The organism is Citrobacter sp. Marseille-Q5395, assembly GCF_947057495.1.
In the GTDB taxonomy this organism is placed as follows: domain Bacteria; phylum Pseudomonadota; class Gammaproteobacteria; order Enterobacterales; family Enterobacteriaceae; genus Citrobacter; species Citrobacter murliniae.
Genome location: NZ_CAMSEL010000001.1, coordinates 42,939 through 66,252, shown reverse-complemented (window position 1 = coordinate 66,252; position 23,314 = coordinate 42,939). Strand labels below are relative to the sequence as shown.

The following is a 23,314-nucleotide window of genomic DNA, read 5'->3' as shown; positions in this document are numbered from 1 at the left end:
ATTGCGTTTCTCAGAAATCTTCTTAGGATGTGATTGCAATAACGGCAACACAGCGCACACATCGCGGCTGATCAGTGAGTATGAAGTGGTTTACTGAATTTGGCCGCCTGAATCGAGAGACAAAATGTCCGCTCCTGGCACTAAGCAGAAGTTCCCGAACAACGTAAGCTGGCATATGCCCTCGTTCCTCCGTGGGGACTATCGATCTATTTGCCGGTTGTGTTTAAGCAATATCGCCAGCGGCGTGAGCTCTCAGTGCATTCAATCAAGCTCACAAATCACACAGTCTTTACTTTTTTTAGATTCCCTAATGGTTTCGCGTCATAGCCTCAGCCAGATAAACCTGAGCTGCTTTAGGGGTATATGCCTTTCCGAGCATAAAGGATACTGTTTCTATGAAAACTGATCGCGAGAGCACGATTAGGAGATCAGAACCTGATTTGACATTGATACTGGCTATCAGCGATGGGCAGTTCTCGAATACATCTGACAATCATTTACCTCATTAAGTTTTATTTCCAGAAGTGCCGTGATCCAGCACGAGTGCTGATAATCAATATCACTTGGGTAATGATTGACAAGTTCACTAAACAACGAGCAGATATTTTAAAATTGCCTGCAGCTTCCACATCACCAGGCAGAGGCGTCAGACCCTTAGCACCATACGATTCATAGAGTAATTCCCAATATAGTTGATGCTGAATTTCTTTGTTCATGTTGAGGCAGTATATTGAAACAATGAGAATGAATCACACATATAAGCTCTCACAATCTTCCGCCGTTTTTGACTGTTGCAGATATACTTTTAGCAGGTTTTAAATGCCTGGAGATTTCTTTCTGTTCTCGACGGATTTTGTATGAATTAATTTCTTCATAATCCTTGTGTTTATTTATTTTTGATAAATCAACCAAGAGATTATTTCTTATCATCCACTTTACAATTCGCTTGTCGATATCTTTATAGAGAGGGCCGCCTTTATATTTATAGAAGTGAATATCATGAATTTCACTGATGAAATCAAGTATGGATAAGATTTCTTTATAATCACCAATGTAACTGTTAATGGTGAAATGGTCTTTATTAAGTTCTATTTTGAATCCATGTTCAGAAAGGTAATACAAGAAAAAGGCTGAGTCGAGATCACAAAAATCTACATGCAGCGTTCTTCTGTCAAATTTATCAATATGCGAGAGAATGATATCATGTAATTCATAATCATATACATTTTCAATAAATCCTTTCCCTGAATGATCAATTTGATTGACATTGCATCCAGCATCTATTGCTACGGATAAAACTTCCGGGGAAAGGGGCAGGAAGAGAATATTCATTCCTTTTTTATCGATGTGATTTATATCACAACCAGCATTAATTAATTCTGTCAATCCTTCAGCATTCCTGTAATGTTCAAAAATGCATGTGTAGCCATTAGTATCCGTATGCGAGGTGTCTAAACCCAGTTCAATCAGTTTCTTCAGTATTTCTGGATTTTTTTGATGAAAGAGCGCATTTTGCCCATGTCCGTTGATATGGTGTATATTAATTCCATAACTGAGCAGGCAATCCATGGCTTCCAGGGTTCTGCAGGCAAAAATGGCATTGTTGCCGTTACTGTTAACAGCATTAATGTCATAGCCTATTTTTAAAGCTTTCTTTATATCATCAGGTGATCTTGCATTGAAGAATGATTCAGAAATGGCAAGGTCTAATGCCTTTTCTAATAATCCCTTTTGTAATAAGGACATGACTAATTCCATAAACACCCCCATGAAAAAATGTTTAAGTCATTAGATATCAGAAATTCTGTGAAATGCAACAGCTGGGGAAAGGTGTTCATGATGTGCGGAATAAAAATTTCCACAAACCACCCGTGGATACATCAGAAACACCTGCAGTAAATTTACGCCTGTAACCTGCCGTCCGGACTATAGGACCAAACCTTCGCGGGAGATGCTACCATTACATCGGCAATGTTGAACCGGATTTTACATCACACACGTCGTACAAATAAAAGGAGAAGGCTATCGACTGAAGCAAAAACGGAAAGCCGGGGTTATCGCTGAAGCTAATCCTGAGTAAACAAGGTGGATCAACATTAGACCGTCGGTGGTGGCGGTATGCGGATCACTTTTTACCCGTTGTTGACCCCTGGCGCTCCCAAACCATTTCCAGTGCTCTGATGGTAAGTTTGTTGTCAGGTGAGAATTGAATTTCATTGCCCACCCCTCCGGGTTTTCTGGCGAACAGGTCGAGAACAACGACAAGATACGCCCAGAGTAAAGTAAGAGGCAGGGCGTAGTCGGTCCATGTCCCTGCCTCTCCTTTCCTGACAGGACGTAGACCCTGGCAAGTTGCATCAAAAGATAACAAATTTCTCAGTTCAACTTCCTTCTGGCTAGGTTAACTTGCAAGCAGGAACTGCTTTTCATCGATTAGTGAATACGGTAGTTTTTTCAAACTAACTGAACTCTATTCGTATGACTTAAATCTTTAAGAAGGCAGGAGATTTGAATTTTGAAAAACTGGTCACCAGAGCATACTAAAGAAATCAAAGCTTGGCTTGACATAGATAACTATCGCAAGCTCGAAGACATCAGTTTAAATGCCTTGTATCACGAACTTTGGGCAAGAGCACTTCTGTACAAGCCTGGGCCTACTGACGAAGAAAAGAAAGGGCTATGGGTGTACATGACTGAAATTTTCAGTGGGAACCCCCATCTTTTCAAAGGGAAGCATCTCGATTATCCAACAGTTAACGATACTCTCTACAGTCCTCCACACATTTTTATCACGGATATCACCAGGCTTGCTGAACTTAGTGTGATGGCTCTTAGTGTGAATCTTTTCACCTGGGAGGAAGGAAACGATGAATATTGTGTTAATGCGCCTCATCACGAAGCTTATGTGTCACAACTCTTGTCCCCCTTATGTGAGAAAACGGTGTTGCTTGAAATCGATCTTGGTAGTGGTACTGACGATGAAATAGCCGAATCGATAAAAGCGGCCCTGCCACAATGGAGATCGGTAAAAGGAGTGGAAGTTAATGAAACCGGTATCGTTCGTTTCGGCTATGGAACCATTAAAAAAATCATAAATTACAGGTTGGTTGCGATGCTGGACATCTTACTTTGGGCAAAAAGGAAAGAACTAAGAATCTCAGATGATCGCCTCTCCCGGCTTCTTTATACTGATGAAGATGAAGAAACAACTACCCGTTTAGGGTATCACATTAAAGACTCAGATCGTCCGCTTGCGATGAAAGCTGCAACGATAGACTTCATTAGGCAGTTCAATTTTTTCATGAACCGAAATCCCCACCTGAAAAACATGAGAGTTTCAGATGTGATGAAACTCTCTGATTCTAACTGATCTCGAATTCCCGAAGTCTACTACTGCAGGGCAGACCGTAACCCTGCAGTTAGGAAGCTCGCTCCTTTCTTTTCCCAACTGTTCGTATAGTGATCCCATCACAACGACAAAGGGAAAACAAAATGAACAATCAAAATACCCGCCTAATTCGCTTGCCAGAAGTTATGAACAGAACCGGCTATGGCAAGGCCTGGATTTATCGTCTAATCAACGAAGGTTTATTTCCACAACCAATAAAAATTGGTTCGCGTGCAATTGCATTTGTCGAAAGCGAAGTTGATGAATGGATCGCATCTGCAATTGAACGTTCACGTAAAAATGCAGCCTGATTACGGGGTTAATGATGAGTGTATTAAATTTGGTGTGTAAAAATAAATGGTGCTATTCAACAATGAGTCGAGGGCCGCCTGATATTTTATAAGTAGTATTAGGTTAGGCTTTTGTATTAAGAAGTAATAACAATAGTCATTGGTGGAAATTATGATGGCATTTTTACTGTGACATTATAAATTAATAAGTACAGGAGATTTAAAATGAATAATTCAATCAGAGTACCGGAAGATAAAGATTTTGTATGTGCATTTGTGACTTCACCGGATAGCTTGTATGAGGCTATTGAAACCTATCGTAATTATGTAGATCCAGTCGAAGAGATAGAGTTTGAGCACGTCCTTCTTTATTTGTTGTGTTCTATACTGGTCGAAGGTGCTACAGATGTTACCATTAATGATGAAGTACGAATGTGTATTGAGCACCTTGTCAATGAAAAAAATATTATCAGAAAGAATAACGCAGGTAAAAAGGTGTAAAGTCTGTAATAAATTATCATGGGTACAGACAGCACAAGTCTGTACCTTCTTATTTTAATCCTACTGGTAATGATATATAAAAATTATGTGCTTTTGATAGCGGTCATGTGGTTTTGCTATAGTAAGCATTGCAGGATAGGAATATCCTAAACTTTCATTCTCTGCCCTTTGTTTTATTTAAGATAACTGAAAAATACAGGGTTTAAACGATACTGGTATTTAAACTCAGTACAAATAATAACATTTGTATCAATCAGTTTATCGATGGCCTGATAAAATCGGGCTGGCGTAATATGTATATCTTCCTGTTGTGCGATGGATGTTGCACGGTGAAAGTTCAGGTAAACAGTGTTTTTATCTGGTGTGTATGAAGCGATTAATGTGAGAAGCCAAAACACATTGTGAGCAGTATTGTTCAGATTGCGTTGTTCATCTGATAATTTATTCTGGTAAAGGTAAGCAGGGAGTCTTTGCTTCATAAAGATATCCTTTATTTTGTTAAGTTTTTCGCTGGTGTGGGGCGTAAAATCACCGCGCTGTTATGTCTTTTAAAAGGGAATGCCGTCAGTTGGATATCTGTTTCTGGATTTTTTTACAGGCTTTGTTTTGCGCCCTGCGCGATAAAAGTTGAATGAAGTGGCAAAATCTTCAGTCTCAAGTCTGGATTTACTGAATTTATCCATCAGATCTTCATTGAAACGATGAGGAATACCTTTTACGCATAAATTAGAATTCAGGTAAACCTGACCATCTTCAGCATTACGGATCAGTATTTTCCTCTCAAATAATTCCCTGAATGCACGTGAAACATTCGATTTATTCAGTCCTAACTCTCTGGCGGTACGTGACTGTGAAAAGTCAGGGATAATATTTCCATAATCAATGACTGAGAAGAGATAAATAACAATTCTGAATGCCGTTGGTGTCAGATCCATTCTGGCGAGCGTGGCCGTATTATCTTTAAAGACCATCGAAAAATCGTCACGAAAGGATGTCTTTTTACAGGCACTTGCTTTAACTTTTATTTCTTCCAGATCTTCGGGCATAACATCTAATGCTTCTGCAATAATTGCTTTTTGTTCTTTAGTTAACATAACACTTGTGTTTGACATAATGGCTCCTTTTTTATTATTGTGATAACAGATATGGCATATTAAATTTGTTTGTCAATATTATTAGTAATAAAGTTTAAAAATATTATATTTATTGCTCTGTGATTATTTTTTAGTGAAATATTAAGGGTTGTCAGAGTTATTACGAAGGGTGTTAAATTTCACCATCACCTGTTATGTTATTAATAATTTTTGGTTCTGAAAGATACAACCAATATTCTATCTTAACTTGTTGATGTAATTTATTAATTTTCTTTTTGTATTTGCAAGATAAAAGAGTGATAAAGAAACAAGAAACCGAAATTTAGCTTTAGACTGACACAAAATTCCATTGTACACAGTTTGATAAACACTGCTATTGCTGATTTTCCTTCGTAATATTATTCCTTAAGTGAAGCCCGCGCACCTGTGTGTTGCGCCACTGGGCTTCAGAACATTGCTATAGTGTTTAACTGTCAGTAGAAATACGCTTCGCGCAGGAGTTCAGACAGTTGGGTTTAGCTCTCAGCACAAATACGCTTCGCGCAGAGATTCAGACTGCTGAGTTTAGCGATAGAGTGGACCCGACTACATGATTTACCCGTTAACTTAATACGGCCCACGCCGGAACCCATTCGGAAAAATCCTTTCTGCTTCAGCGAGTGAGTGCTGTGGGCACTCAGCGGCGCTGCAAGAGGGATTAAATGTTGGGTTTTCATCTGACGGGTAAAAATAATCTACATATATCTGTCGTCGGGGGCGTGAGCCGGTGCGTAGCACTCTCTCAAAAAAATTCCTGAAGGGGTTTTATCTGAAATCTGGAAACTACCTGGCTTTTGAAAAAAGGAAGTGGTAATGCAATCGATCGGACTCAACATTGCTACAGCGAAAGCTGTTTCCAGTATTAAAAGAATAAATAGTTGTCATTTTAAAATAAAATATTTTCAATTTTGTATTGATTTAAATTTTAAAGCTGATAGTACTTAATTATAAAAACAAAAAAGGAGAGGGTTATGAGTAATATTTGTGTTTCATCTCAGGAAGAAAAGTTTATATTTGTTGTTGATAAATATATAACACACCATCGCGACAGTGTTAATAACAATAATTTTTACAGAAAACTTTATGTGCTTTTCGCTGGATACCATCTGAAGTATTTTTATTCACGGGCGCAATATCGCAATTCGTGTTATCACGTTGATAATATCATGCAGATGTTTATGGGTGTCGTTTCTACCCTAAAGGCCCCTCTGCTCAGGCAACTCGCAAACAGTGACACATTACTGCATTGCCTGAATTCGCTCGTGAATTATATTTCAGGCAATCTGGATGAAGCAGAGCACATTTATGCTGATTTACTGGCACAGTATGAAAAGAAACGCATTGCACGTTCTCTGGCTTATACACCACCAGGATCCGTGGTCAGGAAAAGGCTGTGAGGCAGCGGATACGTACTGGACAGGGGATGGCAGAGTGACATAAAAGCAGTCGTTTCCCGCAAGACATTACCGGGCATTAAAAAGGCAGGAGCCACCGGTTTGGTGTCCTGCCTGGCGGGATTGTTTTACTGTGGTCTTACTTGTCAACGACCTGCCAGCCATCATCCGTTTTGACCAGCGTGACTGCCGCTGTGCGTTTTTCGTTATCGACAACAGCTGTTACATTGCATTTATAGCTTTTATCCGATACTTTCACGCAGTCATGCTTTTTGACAGATTTTAATTCCCGCAGTGCGTCTTTCGGGACATCTTTACCTGCTATGGATTTAACGATGGCATTCGTCTGCTCCACGACCTTATTCATCGCAGTGTAAATATCCTGCTCAGACGGTTCACCGGTACAGCCGCTCAGCAAAAAAATGGACGCAATGAGTGTGGTAAATGCATATGTTTTCATAAAATAATCCCAGACTGTAGAGTACGTTATTGAATAAGACCGGTTTTCATCTTGCTGTTGTTTTCAGAGAACGTCCACTTGCTGACCGTTTCGCCTTTAAATTCGATTTCCAGCGTTTTGGCCTGCGTCTGTGACCCCCCTGTCAGCAGTCCAATCACGGGAATAAATGTGGTGGCATCAAACTGATTGTTATCCATGGAATAAGTCCATTCTTCATTGCCACTATCAAGTGTAGTTTTGGTTTCCGGCTCACCTAATGCGGTAATGATTTCTGATTTCGTTGTTTTATTTTTGATAATCTTCGACTGCAGACTTTGTGATGTTTCTTTTTTTAGATGCTGGTTGCCTGATATTGAACAACCAGAAATAAGGAATGCAGAAATAAAAAAAACAGAAATCATGAATCTGTTCATAAGTTCTCCCATATTAATTTTTTATGTTTGCGGTGGTGCGAAATTAATATCACCGTATAAAAACAACTCTGTCTGCATATTTCTTTTTAATTATGCAGATAAGAATAATGACGCTGGCAAAAAATGTAATGACTGAGACAGGAGTGCTACCGGTCAATGAAAATACTAACCAGGCGAGACCGAATGCCACGAATTGAAACAGGAATGCCACACTGAGCGGACTTTCACCATAGGCCACTTTTGCATGGCAACCTTTGCAAATCCGCACGCCGTGCGGGCTTTGTGTAAAGCAGAAGGGGCAGCTAATCGTTTTACTATCCATCATGACTCCGTGGCCTGATTTAAGGTGATGTATTTTTGAACATTTTCGATGAATGATCCGCTTTAGTAAAATTGCTTGTACCGATCGATGGATCTTGGTTGATAGGTTGTAACTATCATAACTAGTTTATCGATCTATATAAACGATCAATATTTTGTTGACTATTACTAAAGTATGGACTGTTTAACTTATGGTGCAGGATGGGGGTTGTATTTAACTAATTGTTCTTTAATGGGATTTGTTGTCATGGAATGACAGGGTGTCAGAAGATGCAGGTGCAGGATTTGGTGGAAAGGATGTGCAGTGGCATGTAACAGAGACATGCCCCTGCGCCTGAGAAGTGCCACAATATGGCCGAGCAATACAAGCCACGAATGCAGACGACGCTGGCGGGGTATCTGACGAGCTGTATTGTGCAGTTTGCTCCTGAGTTGAATGACACCCACTGTTTCCTGTTGTCTTTCCAGACGAATTTTTTCTTCAAGCTGAAGGATTTTCTCCAGAATCGTTTCCCGGTTTGCAGCCTGTTCTTCAGGCTCGCATGATGGCACTGGCACTGGCACTGGCACTGGCACTGGCACTGGCACTGGCACTGGCACAGTCTGCTGTTGCTCTTTTTTCAGTAAAGCCAGGTGCTCTGGTGTAAAATCAATCTGTGTTTGCAGAGAAGACCAGCCATACTTTTTTCCAAGCTGAGACGCTTTAAAGGCAATGCCCTGGTACTGAAATGAAAAGCCGTTCATTTTTCCCGTTGAGGCGATATTGGGTTTACAGTTCACGCCTTCCTTTTCCAGCATAGTGATAAAAGTCAGCAAATCAGGGCGGCCGGTTAACGCATTATCAATCAGGCTCTGCAGAGTGGACCTGGGGCAGGGAGTTGTCGTTCTTTCAGCCATCATCAGCTCGTTGCGGGAAGGCTTTCTTTTCTCCTGACTATGACTACTGATTGCAGATGTGGTTTGAGTGAGTTTGTGGACTTTCTCCAGCTCGCTGATAATCCGGGTACTGATAAGATTTTCATTTTTCCCAAGGTACAGCTTCCCACCGACCATGTTAATTCTGTTAGCTATTATATGGATATGCTGCCCGTCCGAATCATCGTGCATGATATAGCAGCGAAGATGGGTTTCAGTGAATCCCATCCGGGTCATATAATCGTCAGCGAATGCCGCCCATTGTCTGACTGACAGTGTTTCTCCCTTTGGCAGGCGAAGCGAATTATGCCAGACAGGTTTGGCGACACCGGGGCGCAGTAGTCTTGTGCCTTCAAATTCACTGATAAGTTCAGCAGCAGTGCTTCCCGTCATGTTGCCACCGATAATATAAGGCGTGATTTTGTGGTGAGATCCTGACTTAAGGCTATAGAGAACCACACCTGCAAACTGTTTACCCCGCTTTATTTTCTGCATGCCTTTCACTGGTCTTGCTCCAGAAAGGTTGATGGAATAAGGTGATCCCTGAGAGTTTTGATTTGTCTGCGCAGGGCGAAGAGTTCTGTACGGGTCAGTTCGCTGTCAGGGCTTTTGCTGTCGAGATGATTCAGCAGGCGGTTTAAATCCTGTGAAAGGTTGCCGAGTTTAATCCATGCTTCACGATTGATTTCAGGTAATACCGGTGGGAGTTTGTTGAGGGATGCCATTCTTAGCCATTCCCCTTTTTTATAAGGGCCTCTTTTACTATCGAGAATAGATAATTCTTCTTCGTTTAACCGAACGCTGACGCAGTGAGTTCGAACTTCATTAGGTGAATATTTTGCTGTATGGAATTTACCTCTTCTTGAGCTTCTTGATAGATCTTCTTTACTTTCATTTTTATGCATATCTAACCTTTTTAAAATGTGTTCATGATCTACAGTTAGCGCATTGGTAAAATAAGTCAAGGCAGTGTCGAAATTTATAAATAAGAGAGGTGGAGCAGATTGCTAATTAGGTAATCTGCTCTGGGTAAAAATAGGGTTCATATTAAATTCATTATGACAGTGAGGAGGGGCGGAGGTTACAATCTACGTTTTACTGGCATTAAAGAGATTGTTTGTTTCATAATTTCGCTAAGTTTCTTTTTCTCATGTTCTGCTATATATTTACAAATCTCATCATGTCGAATATGCTGTTCCAGTTGTTTTTTATCCATTTTGATGTCATTGCGGATAAACCATTTAATGGTTTCAATGTCCTCGCGTAAATCATAACCTCGCAGTACAATATGGCGAAAATGTGTGTTGCTGATATCTGTCTTCTTCTTTAGTTCACTGAAGAAAGAGCTCATTTCATTTTCATTGGCACTTAGATAAACCTGGCAGTTATCAGAGATAGTAAAGTTAAGGTTTTTCTTCTGAAGCAAATCCATTATCTGCAGACTTTCGCTGTTGAGGTAGTTGAAAATTACTGGACTGCTATCCTTCATACTAATATGACGAATGAGCATTTTGGCTTTGAAATCGCCTAATGAATAGCAAATTTCAAAAATACCGTGACCCTGGTTATCTCTGTGGTTTATATCGCAACCGGCCTGTACCATCAAATCAAAGATAGAGTGATTTTTTACGTAAAAAAGTATTGTTCTTCCGCATTTATCCACATTGTTGACATTAATTCCAGCATTGATCAGGGTTTTGCAACAGGATATATTATCAGCTAACGAGCATAAACAGGTTTGGCCGAGACCATTTTTGTGGTGTATATCTACGCCGGAATCAATCAATTTTTTCAGTATGTGAGGATTTCGCTGGTTAAACAAAACATTGTGACCATAGTTGTCAGCATGGTTAAAATCTATTCCTGCTTTAACCAGAGTGTCAATCATTCTTGGGTTTTTACAGTAAAACAGTATATTTCTTCCAAACGAATCCAGTGTATTAATATCGGAGCCTGCATTAATGCAAGCCTGAATGTCTTTTGGAGTTTTACAAGAGAGTAATGTATTTATTGCGTTGTTATTCATAATTTTTCTCCTCTGTTAAGCGACTAATCTGATATAGTTGTCATGGTTGGTTTTATATTCCTTTATTTTTTTAATGTCTTCGTAAATTCGAGCGAGTGAAAACCATGAGATCTCTTTCAACATGTTTTTGTTGCTTACATACAAAATGTTACCACCGCGAAATGAAAAAGCATTATGGAATGTACTTTCATTCGTCGTTTTGAGAAATCGAATGAAATTTTTTATTGTCTCTTTTTTGTTCATGTTATAAGAGGTGAATGTATAGATAGAGAATACGGTTAAAATATTTCTCTTCGAGACCATATGTCTTGAGAAATAATCGAAATAAAATCTTTGCTCCTGAGTGTCACTTTTGCAGAAAAAAGAAAATTGTGGATTATATAATCTATAAAGATCTGCGTTCTTTTTTGTTTTGGCGAGATAGTTAGTCAGGCTTGGATATTTTGTTTTATTCATTTTAGTTCTCCTTTATTTAATTAACAAAGGAAATATATATTATTAAATAAACAAAATGCAAATATATTTTTATATTTATTTAATTAAATAGTTATATTTTTATTATGTTTCATATAAGGTGTTGTTTTTCATTGTTATTTTATTTTTATCAAAAAGTGCTGTGTTTTATTTGATTGATTTGGTTTGAGAGTAGTGATTGATATAGTATGAATTGGCGATGAGGGTGTTTTAAAAAATAAATTTATCAAAGTGCAAAGGTGCAATGTGGGGCTTTGTATTAAATTAATGATGTTAGCGCCCCTTGGCTATCTAACTAAAGGTTAAAGCCAAGGGGAGAGTGTTCAGGCAGATTCAATTCATAATCTTTTTTTTGTAATTGCTTTACAGGTAACTGGTTGAAGCGTTGTTCGTAAAACCTTTTGCTCTCTCTGTAATTTGTCCTGGAGGATTTCTTCATAAAAGTAGCGTTCTTTTAGCGATTCTATATCAACTTTTATATCATTACGTATTAACCATTTAATTAGCAGTCTTCCTGCATAGTGCGTCAGTAGATATGTACTGCTTATGTAAAGCCAAACATGACTAATGTCTGTCAGCTTCTTTAGTTGTAAAATTAATTTTTTAGCGTCGGCATTTGTTGGTGTTATGATACATTTATCACTTATCTCAAATTCATTTTTTTGTTTTATAAGCAATGACAACAGCTCAATTGATTTAAATGTAATGTTCTTGAATACAATTTTTGAACTATTTGTAAGGTGAATATTACGGATAAGGAAGCGCATGTAGTTATCATTTTTAGATTCCCAGTGCGTATATTTACCAACTATGCTATTATTTTCTGACTGCCAGTGATCGAATGCTGTCTGTCCACTTATATTTTTATGATTAATGTCGCAACCAGCCTCAATTAGTGCATCGTACACATATCCTTCAAATGGAATGAAAAGAAAGGAATTGCCATAGCTATCTTTGGTATGGATATCTAGTCCTGCTTTGATAAGATATTTTACTAACCCTGGTGAAACATCAATATGTTGAATCGCAAGGGTGCCTGACTTATTCCGGTGGTTAACATTAATACCATTGCTGACAAGAAGTTCCACTGTTTCAACATTTTGAGCATAGAATAATGCATTATTACCGTCATTATCCAAGTGGTGAATGTCAATGTCAGCGTCAATCATTGCCTGTATAGCTTCAGGTACATTACAGGTAAAAAGAGCAGTTTGACCTTTACTATTGCACATATTTATATCCATGCCAGCCTTAAGGCAACGAAGGACACCATTTTTAGACTTTACACGGAATAGGTTATTTTTATTATTTTCTCTTGATATCATTGTTTATCTCCTTTTTTGTTGTTTTCAAGATATTAATGACACCAGATTTTACGGTATTCAAATTTATTTTTGTTTTATTAGGGGGTATCTGATTTGGTTTGCTTAAGGTTATTCTTAACTTAATGGAACATAGGGACGTTAAGGTTATCCTATGTGATGTGGATTAACCATTTTCACAAGAATATTTATCCATATTGGAGCTAATCTGTATAAAGGAGATAATTAGAGGCTCAGATATTAATACTATAGAGAGTAATGCTATAGGATATGGAAAAGATCATGTAATATAATGGTGGTTATTAATGTTCATCTTAATTTTGGAAATTAAATGAGTAGTGTTTTTTATGAGGTTTTTTGCTGTTGATAATTCTTATTAAAATTTGAAGAGCATCCTTTAAGTTATTCGGCTTGAGGATGCTCATTTAAAATTTAAGCAGCGTAGTCTTTTTCAACAGCCAGGAAGGGGTGATGCTGCCAACTTACTGATTTAGTGTATGATGGTGTTTTTGAGGTGCTCCAGTGGCTTCTGTTTATATCAGCTGTCCCTCCTGTTCAGCTACTGACGGGGTGGTGCGTAACGGTAAAAGTACTGCCGGACATCAGCGCTATCTCTGCTCTCACTGCCGTAAAACATGGCAACTGCAGTTCACTTACACCGCTTCTCAACCCGGTACGCACCAGAAAATCATTGATATGGCCATGAATGGCGTTGGCCTCAACACGATTTTACGTCACTTAAAAAACTCAGGCCGCAGTCGGTAACCTCGCGCATACAGCCGGGCAGTGACATCATCGTCTGCGCGGAAATGGACGAACAGTGGGGCTACGTCGGGGCTAAATCGCGGCAGCGCTGGCTGTTTTACGCGTATGACAGGCTCTGGAAGACGGTTGTTGCGCACGTATTCGGTGAACGCACTATAGCGACGCTGGAGCGTCTTATGAGCCTGCTGTCACCCTTTGACGTGGTGATATGGATGACGGATGGCTGGCCGCTGTATGAATCCCGCCTGAAGGGAAAGCTGCATGTAATCAGCAAGCGATATACGCAGCGAATTGAGCGGCATAACCTGAATCTGAGGCAGCATCTGGCACGGCTGGGACGGAAGTCGCTGTCGTTCTCAAAATCGGTGGAGCTGCATGACAAAGTAATCGGGCATTATCTGAACATAAAACACTATCAATAAGTTGGGACCATTACCAAATAGTTTATATGCTAAAAATTTAGGGAATCATTTTCCTAATTCTCCAGCTAAAAGTTCAGCCTGCTTCAAAACAGTCTCTGTGGCGAGCAATGACATATCAGGCGGATAACCATATTTTTTGAGCAGACGTTTTACCACCACGCGAATTTTTGCTCTTGCTGCTTCTTTCACTGTCCAGTCAAGACTGACATTGTTGCGGATAGCCTCCGTAAGTACGACTGCCAGTTCTCGTAGTTTTTCCTTTTCCATTAACTCGCGAGCACTGTCGTTATCTGCAACAGCAGAATAGAAGGCATATTCATAAGCGCTGAGGTTTAACTGGCTGGCAAGGCTGTCAGATTCCTGGATAGTCTTGGCAAGCTTGATTAGCTCATCAATTACCTCCGCTGCGGTCAGTACCTTGTTCTGGTAGCCATTGATTGCAGAGGTCAGCATATCAATCAGTTTTTTGCCTTGGGTGATACTTTGATTCGAGCGAACCTTGATCTCGTCAGAAAGCAGTTTTTTAAGCGTTTCCAAAGCAATATTTCTGTGTTGGTAATCCTTCATTTCCTGAAGGAATTCTTCAGAAAGAACGGAAATATCAGGTTTTTGTATCCCAGCAGCGTCAAAAATATCAACAACTTTATCGGTAACCAGAGCCTGATCGATAGTCTGTTTTACCCGAACTTCGAGACTGTCATTGTGTTCTTCTTCTGATCCGTCTGAGTTTTCAGTAAATTTATTCAGTCTGGCTTTTACTGCCTGGAAGAATGCTACTTCGGGTGCCGCTTCCATTGCTTTATCGTGCGGTGTCGCCAATGCAAATGCCTGCGATAAGGCTGCAACCGCAGCGAGGAAACGCATTTTACCTTTACCGTTATCCAGCCCTAAAACATGGTTTTCTGATTCAAGAATAATTGTCAGGCGTTGTGAGGTAGTTGCGGCAAAGTAAGCTTTGTAATCGTATCCATGCATGATGCCTTCCAGGATTTCCAGCTTTTCCTGCATGAGCGTTACGGCTTCTTCCTGAACCTCAGCAGGATCTCCACGTCCACCTGCATCAGAGTAAAAGGAGAGGGCTTCTTTTAAATCAGAGGCAATGCCCAGATAGTCAACAACCAGACCGCCTATCTTATCTTTATACACACGGTTCACACGGGCAATTGCCTGCATGAGGTTGTGGCCTTTCATTGGTTTGTCGATATACAGCGTATGCATGCTGGGAGCGTCGAAGCCGGTTAACCACATATCACGCACTATCACCAGTTTCAGCTTGTCGTCGTCATCCTTCATACGGTTAGCCAGAACCTGACGTTCTTTTTTTGTGGTGTGGTGTTTAGCGATTTCTGGCCCGTCAGCAGCAGAAGAGGTCATGACGACTTTAATCACGCCATCATTTAGATCATCGCTGTGCCATTCAGGTTTTAACGCTATGATTTCTTTATAAACTTCAGCAGCAATACGGCGGGACATGGTAACAATCATGCCCTTACCATGATCGGCATTAGATTTTAAGCGCTGTTCAAAGTGCTGAACCATATCCGCTGCAATGGCTTTAATACGTTTTGAACTGCCAATCAGCCCTTCGATTCTCGCCCATTTAGAACGTTCTTTCTGAGTAAGTGTCAGTTCGTCCTCGTTAAACTCATCGTCGAAGTCTTCAATGAGCTGGCGACCTTCGTCACTGATGGCAATTTTGGCAAGACGGCTTTCATAGTAGATACGCACGGTTGCACCGTCTTCTACGGCCTGTGAGATATCGTAGATATCAACGTAGTTACCAAAAACAGCAGGTGTGTTTACGTCCGTTTTTTCTATGGGGGTTCCGGTAAAGCCAAGATAGCTCGCATTGGGCAAGGCATCACGCATATATTTGGCAAAGCCGTAAACGGTGCGTTTACCTGTTACGTTGCCTTCGTTGTCTTTCACGTCAACTTCTTTGGCGCTGAAACCGTACTGGGAACGGTGTGCTTCATCAGCGATAACGACAATATTAGTTCTGTCTGACAGCAACTCATAGATATTGCTGCCATCATCAGGCTGGAATTTTTGAATAGTAGTAAACACCACACCGCCAGAGGCGACACGCAAATATTCTTTGAGTTCTTCCCGGTTGTTGGCCTGTTTTGGTGTCTGACGAAGTAGCTGAGTGGCAGAAGAAAACGTACCGAATAGCTGATCATCCAAATCGTTACGGTCAGTGATCACTACCACTGTTGGATTATTCAGCGCCAGTACAATCTTCCCGGTATAAAACACCATCGAAAGCGATTTACCGGAACCCTGGGTATGCCACACGACCCCCGCTTTACGATCTCCGGTTTTTTGCGCATTAACAAGAACTTTACTGTTACGTCCCTGCTGGCGCAGTGCTACTTCGGCAGAGGGGGAATCTGCATTTACACCTGAGGCACGAATAGTGGAAAGTACTGCTGCATTAACCGCGTAGTACTGGTGATAAGCAGCCATTTTTTTAACGGTACGGATACTGATAATCCCTTTGCTGTCTTCATGTTTGCTGGCTTCAAACACGATAAAGTGGCGGATCACATCCAACAGCGTTACAGGATTAAGCAACCCCTGTAATAAAACTTCGAGCTGTGGTTGGGTACTGGTAGCTTGTGTTTGACCATTAGCGGTTTTCCATGTCATATAACGACTGAAATCGGCGGAAACCGTTCCCGCTTTGGCTTCCAGTCCGTCTGAAATCACATTAAATGCATTGTAGGTAAACAGGCTGGAGATTTGGTTCTGATAGGTTTTAATCTGGTTATAAGCACCTGCAACCGTTGCATTTTCGTCAGCGGCATTTTTAACTTCGATAACGACTAACGGCAGACCGTTGATGAATAAAATAAGGTCTGGTCGGCGGGTATGATTGCCTTCTTTGATGGTTATCTGGTTCACAACCAAAAATTCATTATTCGTGGGATCGTTAAAGTCGATCAGGCAGGCCAGCTCTCCTTGTGTATTACCATCCTTGCTGACTTCGATATTGATTCCTTCGGTCAACAGGCGATGAAAGGCCAGATTGTTTGCCATCAGATCAGGTGTGCTTATCTGCATCACCTGTTTTAGCGCTTCCTCACACTTCTTCTCACTAAGGTGCGGGTTAATTCGTTGCAATGCTGTACGCACTTTATCTTCAAGGATAACCTGCTGATAGCTACGTAACGGATTGATTCCACTGGGTTCAATGTCCGGGCCGTAAACATACTCATAGCCCAGCCCTTGCAGGTGCTCAATTGCCATTACTTCAATATCGGATTCGGTCATCTTTGCCATGCGTACTGTCCTTATTGCCGCTTAACCAGAGAGCGGGCTGTACACCCGCATAATTATTTTATGCTACTGATGCGATTGCTTCTTCCGCATACTGAACCCGTACTTCGCCGCTCATCAGTTTGGGAAGGAGAGTGTCGCGCAGAGATTCTATGTTTTTAATTTGTGAGTTGTTAATACTTATTTTTTTCCAGAAGAAATCAATCTGTGTAGTGAATTCTTTCACCATACACTCCGGGGGGAGTTTGAATTCTGGGCGTTGTAATCCGTCAGCCGACAGCTGATTTACAGTTGAACCGTTAGTTGCAGCAACAACTTGCTCATGCATATCTTTGGAGCAAAGTAAATAGTACAGAAAAGCATTGGTTAAGTAACTATCGTCATTGATGCTGATTTTAAATAAATGATGCGTATATATGGATAATTCGCTTTCTGTTTTTGGAATTATAGCAGGATACCCTATGAGTCGATATTCATGGCCCTGTTCTGTATTGGCTACAATGATATCCCCAGGCTTTATAATATGCCTTTCTTTAAAATCACCATTGTAGTATTTTATACCTGCACTCTTATAACCACCGCCCTCAAGTACTGAGTTCAAACTAAAAAGTGGAATGCCGTTATCTGACGTGGTAAGGCCGGCTCCCTTGTAGCTTAATCCCTTAGCTACTGTAATATGACAATCAAGAGTCGTTATTTCCCAATCCGCATGCGTCTCTTCAATAAACCACTGTCTAAATAGGGTTTCTGCCATGGATTCCAGAGTTTTATTCTGGCGATGAAGCAGGTCTATTTTGTCATCAAGAGAGGACAGCACAGACGCGATGGCTTTTTGCTCTATTACAGAAGGCACAAATAATTTTAAGTTTTCAAGCATGCTCTTAGTGAGAGCATTTCTAGTTCCACCAATTTCAGATAAGGATAACAACTCATCCTTAATTGAGATAAGGCTATATTTTAAGAATAAAGAGTCCAGATGTTTTGGGTTGGCTCGGATAATGGCAACGTGTTGGTTTACTCTTGCTGGTAGCCATTCCCTGGGGGCACTACAACACCTTGCTACACTATCGCCTGTTATATTTAATAAAACATCTTGTGGTTCGACAATAACATTTCTTAAAGCATGTGCTTGTTCTTCATCTATGAAAGCAAGTCCATTATTTGTAAAGCTGAAATCTAAAACATTTTGACTACGAATTAAAGAAACACCAGTTTCTTTATAAGCACCACTTCCGCCAGTAGGCGTAGAACCACTACCAATTTTGACTGTTATTTCTTTCAGGGGGAGTTTCCGCCACTCACTCATAACACCACCTTCGCCAGATTATCAGCGATAGCTTTATTCAGACGCGCCTCTTCTTCCAGTTGTGCCTCAAATTCAGCTTTAAGAGCCGTAAACCGTTCTTTGAAGTCGAAATCGTCTTCTTCATCAGCGAGACCAACATAACGGCCCGGAGTCAGCACATAATCGAGTTTAGCAACCTCATTGATGTCAACGGACGCACAGAATCCAGCAACATCTTCATATTGGCCACCTTTATTACGCCAGTTATGATAGGTATCAGCGATGGTTTTTATATCGTCGTCAGAAAGTACTTTGGTACGACGATTAATTAAATGACCGAGATTACGGGCATCAATAAACAGAATTTCTTTACTACGATCACGATACTGGTTGCTGTTATGACGGTCACGGCGCATAAACCATAATGCAGCAGGGATCTGAGTATTCAGGAACAGCTTTGCCGGTAAGTTGACGATACAGTCAATCACATTGGCATCTTTTACCAGTGCAGCACGAATATCACCTTCACCAGAGCTTTTAGAAGTTAATGCCCCTTTTGCCAGAACAACACCCGCTTGCCCTTTAGGAGACAAGTGATACAAAAAATGTTGCATCCATGCAAAGTTAGCGTTGCCAGCAGGTGGAATGCCATATTGCCAGCGGGCATCACCACGAAGCTGCTCACCAGACCAGTCGGAAACGTTAAACGGTGGGTTAGCTATGATAAAATCAGATTTCAAATCTTTGTGAGCATCGTTAAGAAATGAACCTTCATTATTCCAGCGAACGTGTTCAGAATTAATCCCACGAATTGCCAGGTTCATTTTTGCCAGACGCCAAGTGGTCTGGTTGGACTCCTGCCCATAGATCGAAATATCGTCAATATTTCCCTGATGTGCTTCTACAAATTTTTCTGACTGAACGAACATACCACCAGAACCACAGCAGGGATCAAAGACACGGCCTTTATAGGGTTCCAGCATGTTAACCAGCAGGCTTACAATAGATTTTGGCGTATAGAACTGGCCGCCTTGTTTGCCTTCTGCCAGTGCAAATTCACCTAGGAAGTATTCGAATACGTGACCTAAAACGTCAGCAGAGCGTGCTTTGGCATCTCCTAGTGCAATGTTGCCAATCAGATCTATCAGCTCACCCAGAACAGTGGCGTCGAGGTTTTGTCGGGCATAGACTTTCGGCAACACACCTTTTAACTGTGGATTGCCCGCTTCGATAAGCTCCATCGCATCATCAACCATCTTACCGATTTCAGGAAGCTTGGCCTTAGAAATCAGATAGTTCCAACGTGCAAGCTCAGGGACAAAGAAAACGTTGTAAGCGGTGTACTCGTCTTTGTCTTCCGGATCAGCACCTGCGAACTCGCCTTTACCGGCTTTCAGCAACTCATAATGAGATTCAAAAGAATCAGAAATGTACTTAAGGAAAATGAGGCCTAGTACGACGTGCTTGTACTCGGCTGCATCAATGTTTTTACGCAGTTTGTCTGCCGCTTTCCACAGGATGACCTCTAACGGGTCTGTTTTGATTTCTTTAGGTTTTCTGGCCATTAGCGTAACCTTATGAAGGGGGAAGATGGCCCTATTTTGCCTTAAAGTTCCGCTTGTTACGAGCTTATACAGCGATTAATTATTATCTGGTTTTAGTGTGTTCGTGTAGCTCAGCAAGTGCAATGACTCATGGAGTAAATGCTTTGTAGCGGGATTGTAGATGTCAGGTCATTGCCGTCAATGGAGCCAGTGTCATTGGCATAATTGCTGCACAGCCGATGCCACGCGCACATTCGCTAGTTCACTGTGGTTCATCGTGTGTACTACACCAGTACGCAGTCCGGGAAGTAACGGCATGGCAGAATCGTTTGTAAAGACGTTCAAGCGGGATTATGTGTACGTAGATGATCTGCCGGATGCAGTCTCAGTGATGGAAACAATGGCAGAATAGATAGAGGATTATAATAATCTGCATCCACACAAGGGGTTGAACATGAAATCGCCACGTGAATATCGTGATGCCATATTAGCAGTTAATTAGCCGTGTCCGTTTTAGCAGGGACAACTCCAGTATTCAAAAAAGCTTTCTTAGTGCATATGCATGAGGTGAATAGATGTACAGGCTATGACAAACCATAGTTGTAATTTTTAATGTTTAAAATTCTCCGTTACAGTAGGACATTCCTTGTACATTAAATTCCATCTAAGGTTGAATTTTTAATTTAATAAGGTCGCAATCTAAAATGATGTGTATGGGGTTATTTGTAAGATGATTTTTTATTTTTGATAGTGTTGATTAAGGGAGCGGGTAATGTTTGTCTATTCAAAAATATAGAGATTCAAGGTTGGTAGCAGTTTGGCTTCTTTTCTAACCGAAGGGCAGAAAAGCAAGGGGAACTCGAAGAAGCAAGCGCAGCGGCTTCGCAGAGTTAGCCCTTGCTTTAGTTATAATAATAAAAAACGTAGTAACGGATATTCTTATGTAAATATATACAGCTTCGCTTGCATTGATTTTAAAGCTTCTCTTGCAGTTCAGGAGAAGCTCCGAATGCATCGCTTCGGTAGCTTAAAGGAAGTTATATGAAAAGGCTGTTTAAATGCTTCGCTTGTATTGATTTTAAAGGCTTCTCTTGCAGCGCAGGTAGTGCTTCTAATATACATCTTCGATTGTGCAAGTGAAACCCGGTAATACATTTCTTTAGCTCAAGATTATAATGGGCTATAACAGTGAATGGTAAATGTGTAGGTGTGAAATTATTATCGTGTATTGAATTTGTATTAGTTATTTTTTTTAAAGGCTGATTATTTGTAAGTGAAAAATAAATTTTATTTGACAGGATTAGGATGAGTTATATTTTCATTTGATTATAAGTAACGGGGGGAATAGTATGGATTTTATTTTTTTTAAAAGTATAATGGCATTGCCAGATCTAACATTAATTATAGAAATAAATCACATCACAGACGTTGACATTATTTAAAAATGATTTATTAATAATGTATGTCATCAAGTGTTTTTGCTGATATGTATCCTGTACTATGTACAGTTTGTTATTTGCCCCATGTATGGGGATACTGGAAAGGCTACTGATTAGTAGCCTTTCGTCCCTTTAAGCAGCAAAAATTTTAAGCTGTTGCGCCAGGACATAATCTCCCCACCACTGCATGAGAGCTACTCGTTCGGTAATATATTCCGCACGATTATATGCAGCGATAATTTCGTCTTTTTTTGAGTGGGCAAGGGCCGCTTCAAGGGCATCTGTCCTGAACTTACCTGACTCTTCCGCTGCCGTTCTTGCAATAGATCGCATCCCGTGGGCAACAAGTTCACCTCCCAAGCCCATACGGATAATTGCTGCATTGGCTGTTTGTTCATGCATATGATTTAAGGGAGCCTTTATGCTGGGAAATACCCACTCGCGGTGCCCACTGATTGATTCCATAGACTTGAGTATCCGAAGAGATTCTTTGCTTAATGGGACCTTATGAGGTTTTTTCATCTTCATAAATTCAGCTGGGATGTTCCACATGCTGTTATCCATATCTATATCAGACCATCTTGCGCGGACAGCTTCACCAGGGCGAACCCATGTGAGAAGTTGCCATTCAATCAGTAGTCTTGTTTCTAAACGGACAGAAGCATTGTTCAGTGCTGCCAGAAAACGAGGGAGTTCAGAGGGGGGTAAGGCAGGCATATTCTGTTTTTTAGGCTTACTGAAACGTTGGCCTAGATTATCTGCGGGGTTAAATTCAATCAGCTCTTCTGTAGCCGCCCAACGGAAGATTTCATTCAACCTGGAAATTAGCCGCCGCAAGGTTTCCAGTACTCCCCGTTGTTCAATTGGATCAAGATGCTGTTTTAAGAGCTTGGGACGGATCTCATTGATTGGCACATTACCCAGACCGGGGAAAATATTTCGTTCAAGGCTCCGCCAGATGTCTTCTGCATGGTCTTGTGAGATGCCAGAGGTCTTTACCTTCTCATCCAACCATTTTCTCGCCACGGCTTGTAATGTGTGTTCTGTGGCATTCTTTAATGCATTAGCTTTATCGTTGTTATGGACTTGAGGGTCCGTGCCATTGGCAAGCAAGGAGAGGTATTCATCACGTAAGGCTCTTGCTCTTGCCAGGGTAAGGTGAGGGTAGGTCCCAAGGCTCATCTTGGTTCTTTTCTTGCTCACTGGTACTGAATACCTGAAATACCAATTCTTTTTCCCACCTGTTGAGAGGGGAGAGATTCGTAGAATCAAGCCATCACCGTCAAACAAGTTGATTTCTTTGTCTGCTGGCTTGGTGTTTTTGATTTCAGTGTCGGTGAGTTTCTTCGCGATCTTTGCCATTTTGGGACCCTCGATTTTTGGACCCTTTGTCTTGGGTCCCATTTAGGGTGCCATAACTCGTGGTTCTCAGCAATTCTCACTAGACGACAATGGACGTAAAAAAGCCCGCAGAGCTTGTGCTGTGCGGGCTTAGTAGACTTTACTGAACTTCGGTACATCAATATTTGGTGGAGCTGGCGGGAGTTGAACCCGCGTCCGAAATTCCTACATCCTCGGTACTACATGCTTAGTCAGTCTTTACATTCGCACGCCAGCTGCGGACAGACACGCCACTAACGAACTAGCCTGATTAGTTTTAGCACTTCAGCCCCAGGCAGGACATCCATGCGATCTCTTTTGGGTTTGACCTCTCTTGATCCCCGTCTTAAGAGCGGAAGCTAGGGAGAGAGGGCTCTTAGCAGGTTATTAAGCTGCTAAAGCGTAGTTTTCGTCGTTTGCGACTATTTTTTTGCGGCTTTTTACGAGGCCAACCGCCCCTCGGCATGCACCTTGGGTTTCGCAAATCCCGTCGAATCCAGAATCAGCCCCAATGTGTTGCAGTAAGTATAACAGACTTGTGACATGCGTGACCAGCCCCT

20 protein-coding genes, 1 other RNA gene and 3 pseudogenes are annotated in these 23,314 nt (G+C 41.0%); 7 read left to right on the top strand and 17 right to left on the bottom strand.

The window, feature by feature from the left end:
• Positions 1-765 precede the first annotated feature (765 nt).
• Positions 766-1,758 (bottom strand): ankyrin repeat domain-containing protein, encoded by a 993-nt coding sequence (locus OH663_RS00280; RefSeq protein ID WP_063849397.1) that lies wholly within the window; start codon positions 1,756-1,758, stop codon positions 766-768.
• Between the two features lie 174 nt (positions 1,759-1,932).
• Here OH663_RS00280 and OH663_RS00275 point away from each other — a divergent pair.
• Positions 1,933-2,080, top strand: a pseudogene (locus OH663_RS00275) (ATP-binding protein); the annotation flags it as partial.
• Positions 2,081-2,146: 66 nt separating this feature from the next.
• On the opposite strand, the pseudogene OH663_RS00270 reads toward OH663_RS00275, so the two are convergent.
• Positions 2,147-2,275, bottom strand: a pseudogene (locus tag OH663_RS00270) (IS3 family transposase); the annotation flags it as partial.
• A 240-nt stretch (positions 2,276-2,515) separates the two neighbouring features.
• On the opposite strand from OH663_RS00270, the gene OH663_RS00265 reads away from it, so the two are divergent.
• The 3 genes from OH663_RS00265 (at position 2,516) to OH663_RS00255 (ending at position 4,179) form a co-directional block, all read left to right on the top strand.
• The gene (locus OH663_RS00265) at positions 2,516-3,370 is read left to right on the top strand and encodes a DUF6387 family protein (protein WP_000800614.1); all 855 of its coding nucleotides are present in this window, start codon (positions 2,516-2,518) and stop codon (positions 3,368-3,370) included.
• Between the two features lie 122 nt (positions 3,371-3,492).
• Positions 3,493-3,699, top strand: coding sequence for a helix-turn-helix transcriptional regulator (locus OH663_RS00260; protein ID WP_001064738.1), 207 nt, complete (start codon positions 3,493-3,495; stop codon positions 3,697-3,699).
• Positions 3,700-3,903: 204 nt separating this feature from the next.
• Entirely contained in the window at positions 3,904-4,179 is a 276-nt protein-coding gene (locus OH663_RS00255; RefSeq protein WP_001065761.1) for a hypothetical protein, read from the top strand.
• A 173-nt stretch (positions 4,180-4,352) separates the two neighbouring features.
• Here the strand turns inward: OH663_RS00255 and OH663_RS00250 are convergent, their stop codons facing one another.
• Together OH663_RS00250 and OH663_RS00245 are read right to left on the bottom strand one after the other, a co-directional pair.
• Positions 4,353-4,658: a hypothetical protein gene (locus OH663_RS00250; RefSeq protein ID WP_200012302.1), complete on the bottom strand. Its 306-nt coding sequence runs from the start codon at positions 4,656-4,658 to the stop codon at positions 4,353-4,355.
• Between the two features lie 69 nt (positions 4,659-4,727).
• Positions 4,728-5,291: a helix-turn-helix domain-containing protein gene (locus OH663_RS00245; protein ID WP_000072653.1), complete on the bottom strand. Its 564-nt coding sequence runs from the start codon at positions 5,289-5,291 to the stop codon at positions 4,728-4,730.
• A 992-nt stretch (positions 5,292-6,283) separates the two neighbouring features.
• Between OH663_RS00245 and OH663_RS00240 the strand changes: the two genes are divergently transcribed.
• On the top strand, positions 6,284-6,709 hold the full coding sequence (locus tag OH663_RS00240) for a hypothetical protein (protein ID WP_022646896.1): 426 nt from the start codon (positions 6,284-6,286) through the stop codon (positions 6,707-6,709).
• Positions 6,710-6,845: 136 nt separating this feature from the next.
• Here OH663_RS00240 and OH663_RS00235 read toward each other — a convergent pair whose 3' ends face one another.
• The 8 genes from OH663_RS00235 to OH663_RS00205 form a co-directional block, all read right to left on the bottom strand.
• Positions 6,846-7,166 (bottom strand): hypothetical protein, encoded by a 321-nt coding sequence (locus OH663_RS00235; RefSeq protein ID WP_016239768.1) that lies wholly within the window; start codon positions 7,164-7,166, stop codon positions 6,846-6,848.
• Between the two features lie 26 nt (positions 7,167-7,192).
• Complete coding sequence (locus OH663_RS00230; RefSeq protein ID WP_016239769.1) at positions 7,193-7,579, bottom strand: hypothetical protein; 387 nt, start codon at positions 7,577-7,579, stop codon at positions 7,193-7,195.
• 49 nt (positions 7,580-7,628) lie between these two features.
• Complete coding sequence (locus OH663_RS00225; protein WP_000377562.1) at positions 7,629-7,901, bottom strand: hypothetical protein; 273 nt, start codon at positions 7,899-7,901, stop codon at positions 7,629-7,631.
• Between the two features lie 188 nt (positions 7,902-8,089).
• On the bottom strand, positions 8,090-9,319 hold the full coding sequence (locus OH663_RS00220) for a relaxase/mobilization nuclease domain-containing protein (protein WP_097337717.1): 1,230 nt from the start codon (positions 9,317-9,319) through the stop codon (positions 8,090-8,092).
• Entirely contained in the window at positions 9,316-9,720 is a 405-nt protein-coding gene (locus OH663_RS00215; RefSeq protein ID WP_001594377.1) for a hypothetical protein, read from the bottom strand. Before OH663_RS00215 ends, OH663_RS00220 begins: the two co-directional genes overlap by 4 nt.
• 176 nt (positions 9,721-9,896) lie before the next feature.
• The gene (locus OH663_RS00210) at positions 9,897-10,841 is read right to left on the bottom strand and encodes an ankyrin repeat domain-containing protein (protein ID WP_023294352.1); all 945 of its coding nucleotides are present in this window, start codon (positions 10,839-10,841) and stop codon (positions 9,897-9,899) included.
• Between the two features lie 15 nt (positions 10,842-10,856).
• Positions 10,857-11,297 (bottom strand): hypothetical protein, encoded by a 441-nt coding sequence (locus OH663_RS26025; RefSeq protein ID WP_016246254.1) that lies wholly within the window; start codon positions 11,295-11,297, stop codon positions 10,857-10,859.
• 356 nt (positions 11,298-11,653) lie between these two features.
• Complete coding sequence (locus OH663_RS00205) at positions 11,654-12,640, bottom strand: ankyrin repeat domain-containing protein (RefSeq protein WP_200012299.1); 987 nt, start codon at positions 12,638-12,640, stop codon at positions 11,654-11,656.
• A gap of 519 nt (positions 12,641-13,159) precedes the next feature.
• Between OH663_RS00205 and OH663_RS00200 the strand changes: the two genes are divergently transcribed.
• Positions 13,160-13,824 (top strand): IS1 family transposase gene (locus OH663_RS00200; RefSeq protein ID WP_224360164.1). Its coding sequence is split into 2 segments (ribosomal slippage): positions 13,160-13,376 and positions 13,376-13,824, totalling 666 coding nucleotides; the frame shifts between segments, so codons are not numbered across the junction.
• A 45-nt stretch (positions 13,825-13,869) separates the two neighbouring features.
• On the opposite strand, the gene OH663_RS00195 is transcribed toward OH663_RS00200, so the two are convergent.
• From OH663_RS00195 to OH663_RS00185, 3 genes are read right to left on the bottom strand one after another with little or no spacing between them, the layout of a single operon-like run.
• Positions 13,870-17,109 (bottom strand): type I restriction endonuclease subunit R, encoded by a 3,240-nt coding sequence (locus tag OH663_RS00195; protein ID WP_062921026.1) that lies wholly within the window; start codon positions 17,107-17,109, stop codon positions 13,870-13,872.
• Positions 17,110-17,167: 58 nt separating this feature from the next.
• Positions 17,168-18,412, bottom strand: a complete 1,245-nt coding sequence (locus tag OH663_RS00190; protein ID WP_137578622.1) for a restriction endonuclease subunit S — start codon at positions 18,410-18,412, stop codon at positions 17,168-17,170.
• The gene (locus OH663_RS00185; protein ID WP_097337720.1) at positions 18,409-19,956 is read right to left on the bottom strand and encodes a type I restriction-modification system subunit M; all 1,548 of its coding nucleotides are present in this window, start codon (positions 19,954-19,956) and stop codon (positions 18,409-18,411) included. The genes OH663_RS00190 and OH663_RS00185 overlap by 4 nt, the downstream gene beginning before the upstream one ends.
• 214 nt (positions 19,957-20,170) lie before the next feature.
• On the opposite strand from OH663_RS00185, the pseudogene OH663_RS00180 reads away from it, so the two are divergent.
• Positions 20,171-20,437: pseudogene (locus OH663_RS00180) on the top strand (integrase core domain-containing protein); the annotation flags it as partial.
• A gap of 1,069 nt (positions 20,438-21,506) precedes the next feature.
• Here the strand turns inward: OH663_RS00180 and OH663_RS00175 are convergent.
• A complete protein-coding gene (locus tag OH663_RS00175; RefSeq protein WP_169737566.1) occupies positions 21,507-22,736 on the bottom strand; it encodes an integrase arm-type DNA-binding domain-containing protein in 1,230 nt (409 codons plus the stop codon).
• Positions 22,737-22,901: 165 nt separating this feature from the next.
• Positions 22,902-23,264, bottom strand: a transfer-messenger RNA (tmRNA) gene (gene ssrA / locus OH663_RS00170).
• Positions 23,265-23,314 lie beyond the last annotated feature (50 nt).

Coding starts and splice junctions, on each gene's coding strand:
- OH663_RS00195 (WP_062921026.1), bottom strand. CDS start 17,109: ATGGCAAAGATGACCGAATCCGATATTGAAGTAATGGCAATTGAGCAC.
- OH663_RS26025 (WP_016246254.1), bottom strand. CDS start 11,297: ATGAATAAAACAAAATATCCAAGCCTGACTAACTATCTCGCCAAAACA.
- OH663_RS00215 (WP_001594377.1), bottom strand. CDS start 9,720: ATGCATAAAAATGAAAGTAAAGAAGATCTATCAAGAAGCTCAAGAAGA.
- OH663_RS00185 (WP_097337720.1), bottom strand. CDS start 19,956: ATGGCCAGAAAACCTAAAGAAATCAAAACAGACCCGTTAGAGGTCATC.
- OH663_RS00255 (WP_001065761.1), top strand. CDS start 3,904: ATGAATAATTCAATCAGAGTACCGGAAGATAAAGATTTTGTATGTGCA.
- OH663_RS00240 (WP_022646896.1), top strand. CDS start 6,284: ATGAGTAATATTTGTGTTTCATCTCAGGAAGAAAAGTTTATATTTGTT.
- OH663_RS00190 (WP_137578622.1), bottom strand. CDS start 18,412: ATGAGTGAGTGGCGGAAACTCCCCCTGAAAGAAATAACAGTCAAAATT.
- OH663_RS00210 (WP_023294352.1), bottom strand. CDS start 10,841: ATGAATAACAACGCAATAAATACATTACTCTCTTGTAAAACTCCAAAA.
- OH663_RS00230 (WP_016239769.1), bottom strand. CDS start 7,579: ATGAACAGATTCATGATTTCTGTTTTTTTTATTTCTGCATTCCTTATT.
- OH663_RS00235 (WP_016239768.1), bottom strand. CDS start 7,166: ATGAAAACATATGCATTTACCACACTCATTGCGTCCATTTTTTTGCTG.
- OH663_RS00245 (WP_000072653.1), bottom strand. CDS start 5,291: ATGTCAAACACAAGTGTTATGTTAACTAAAGAACAAAAAGCAATTATT.
- OH663_RS00280 (WP_063849397.1), bottom strand. CDS start 1,758: ATGGAATTAGTCATGTCCTTATTACAAAAGGGATTATTAGAAAAGGCA.
- OH663_RS00260 (WP_001064738.1), top strand. CDS start 3,493: ATGAACAATCAAAATACCCGCCTAATTCGCTTGCCAGAAGTTATGAAC.
- OH663_RS00205 (WP_200012299.1), bottom strand. CDS start 12,640: ATGATATCAAGAGAAAATAATAAAAATAACCTATTCCGTGTAAAGTCT.
- OH663_RS00225 (WP_000377562.1), bottom strand. CDS start 7,901: ATGGATAGTAAAACGATTAGCTGCCCCTTCTGCTTTACACAAAGCCCG.
- OH663_RS00250 (WP_200012302.1), bottom strand. CDS start 4,658: ATGAAGCAAAGACTCCCTGCTTACCTTTACCAGAATAAATTATCAGAT.
- OH663_RS00175 (WP_169737566.1), bottom strand. CDS start 22,736: ATGGCAAAGATCGCGAAGAAACTCACCGACACTGAAATCAAAAACACC.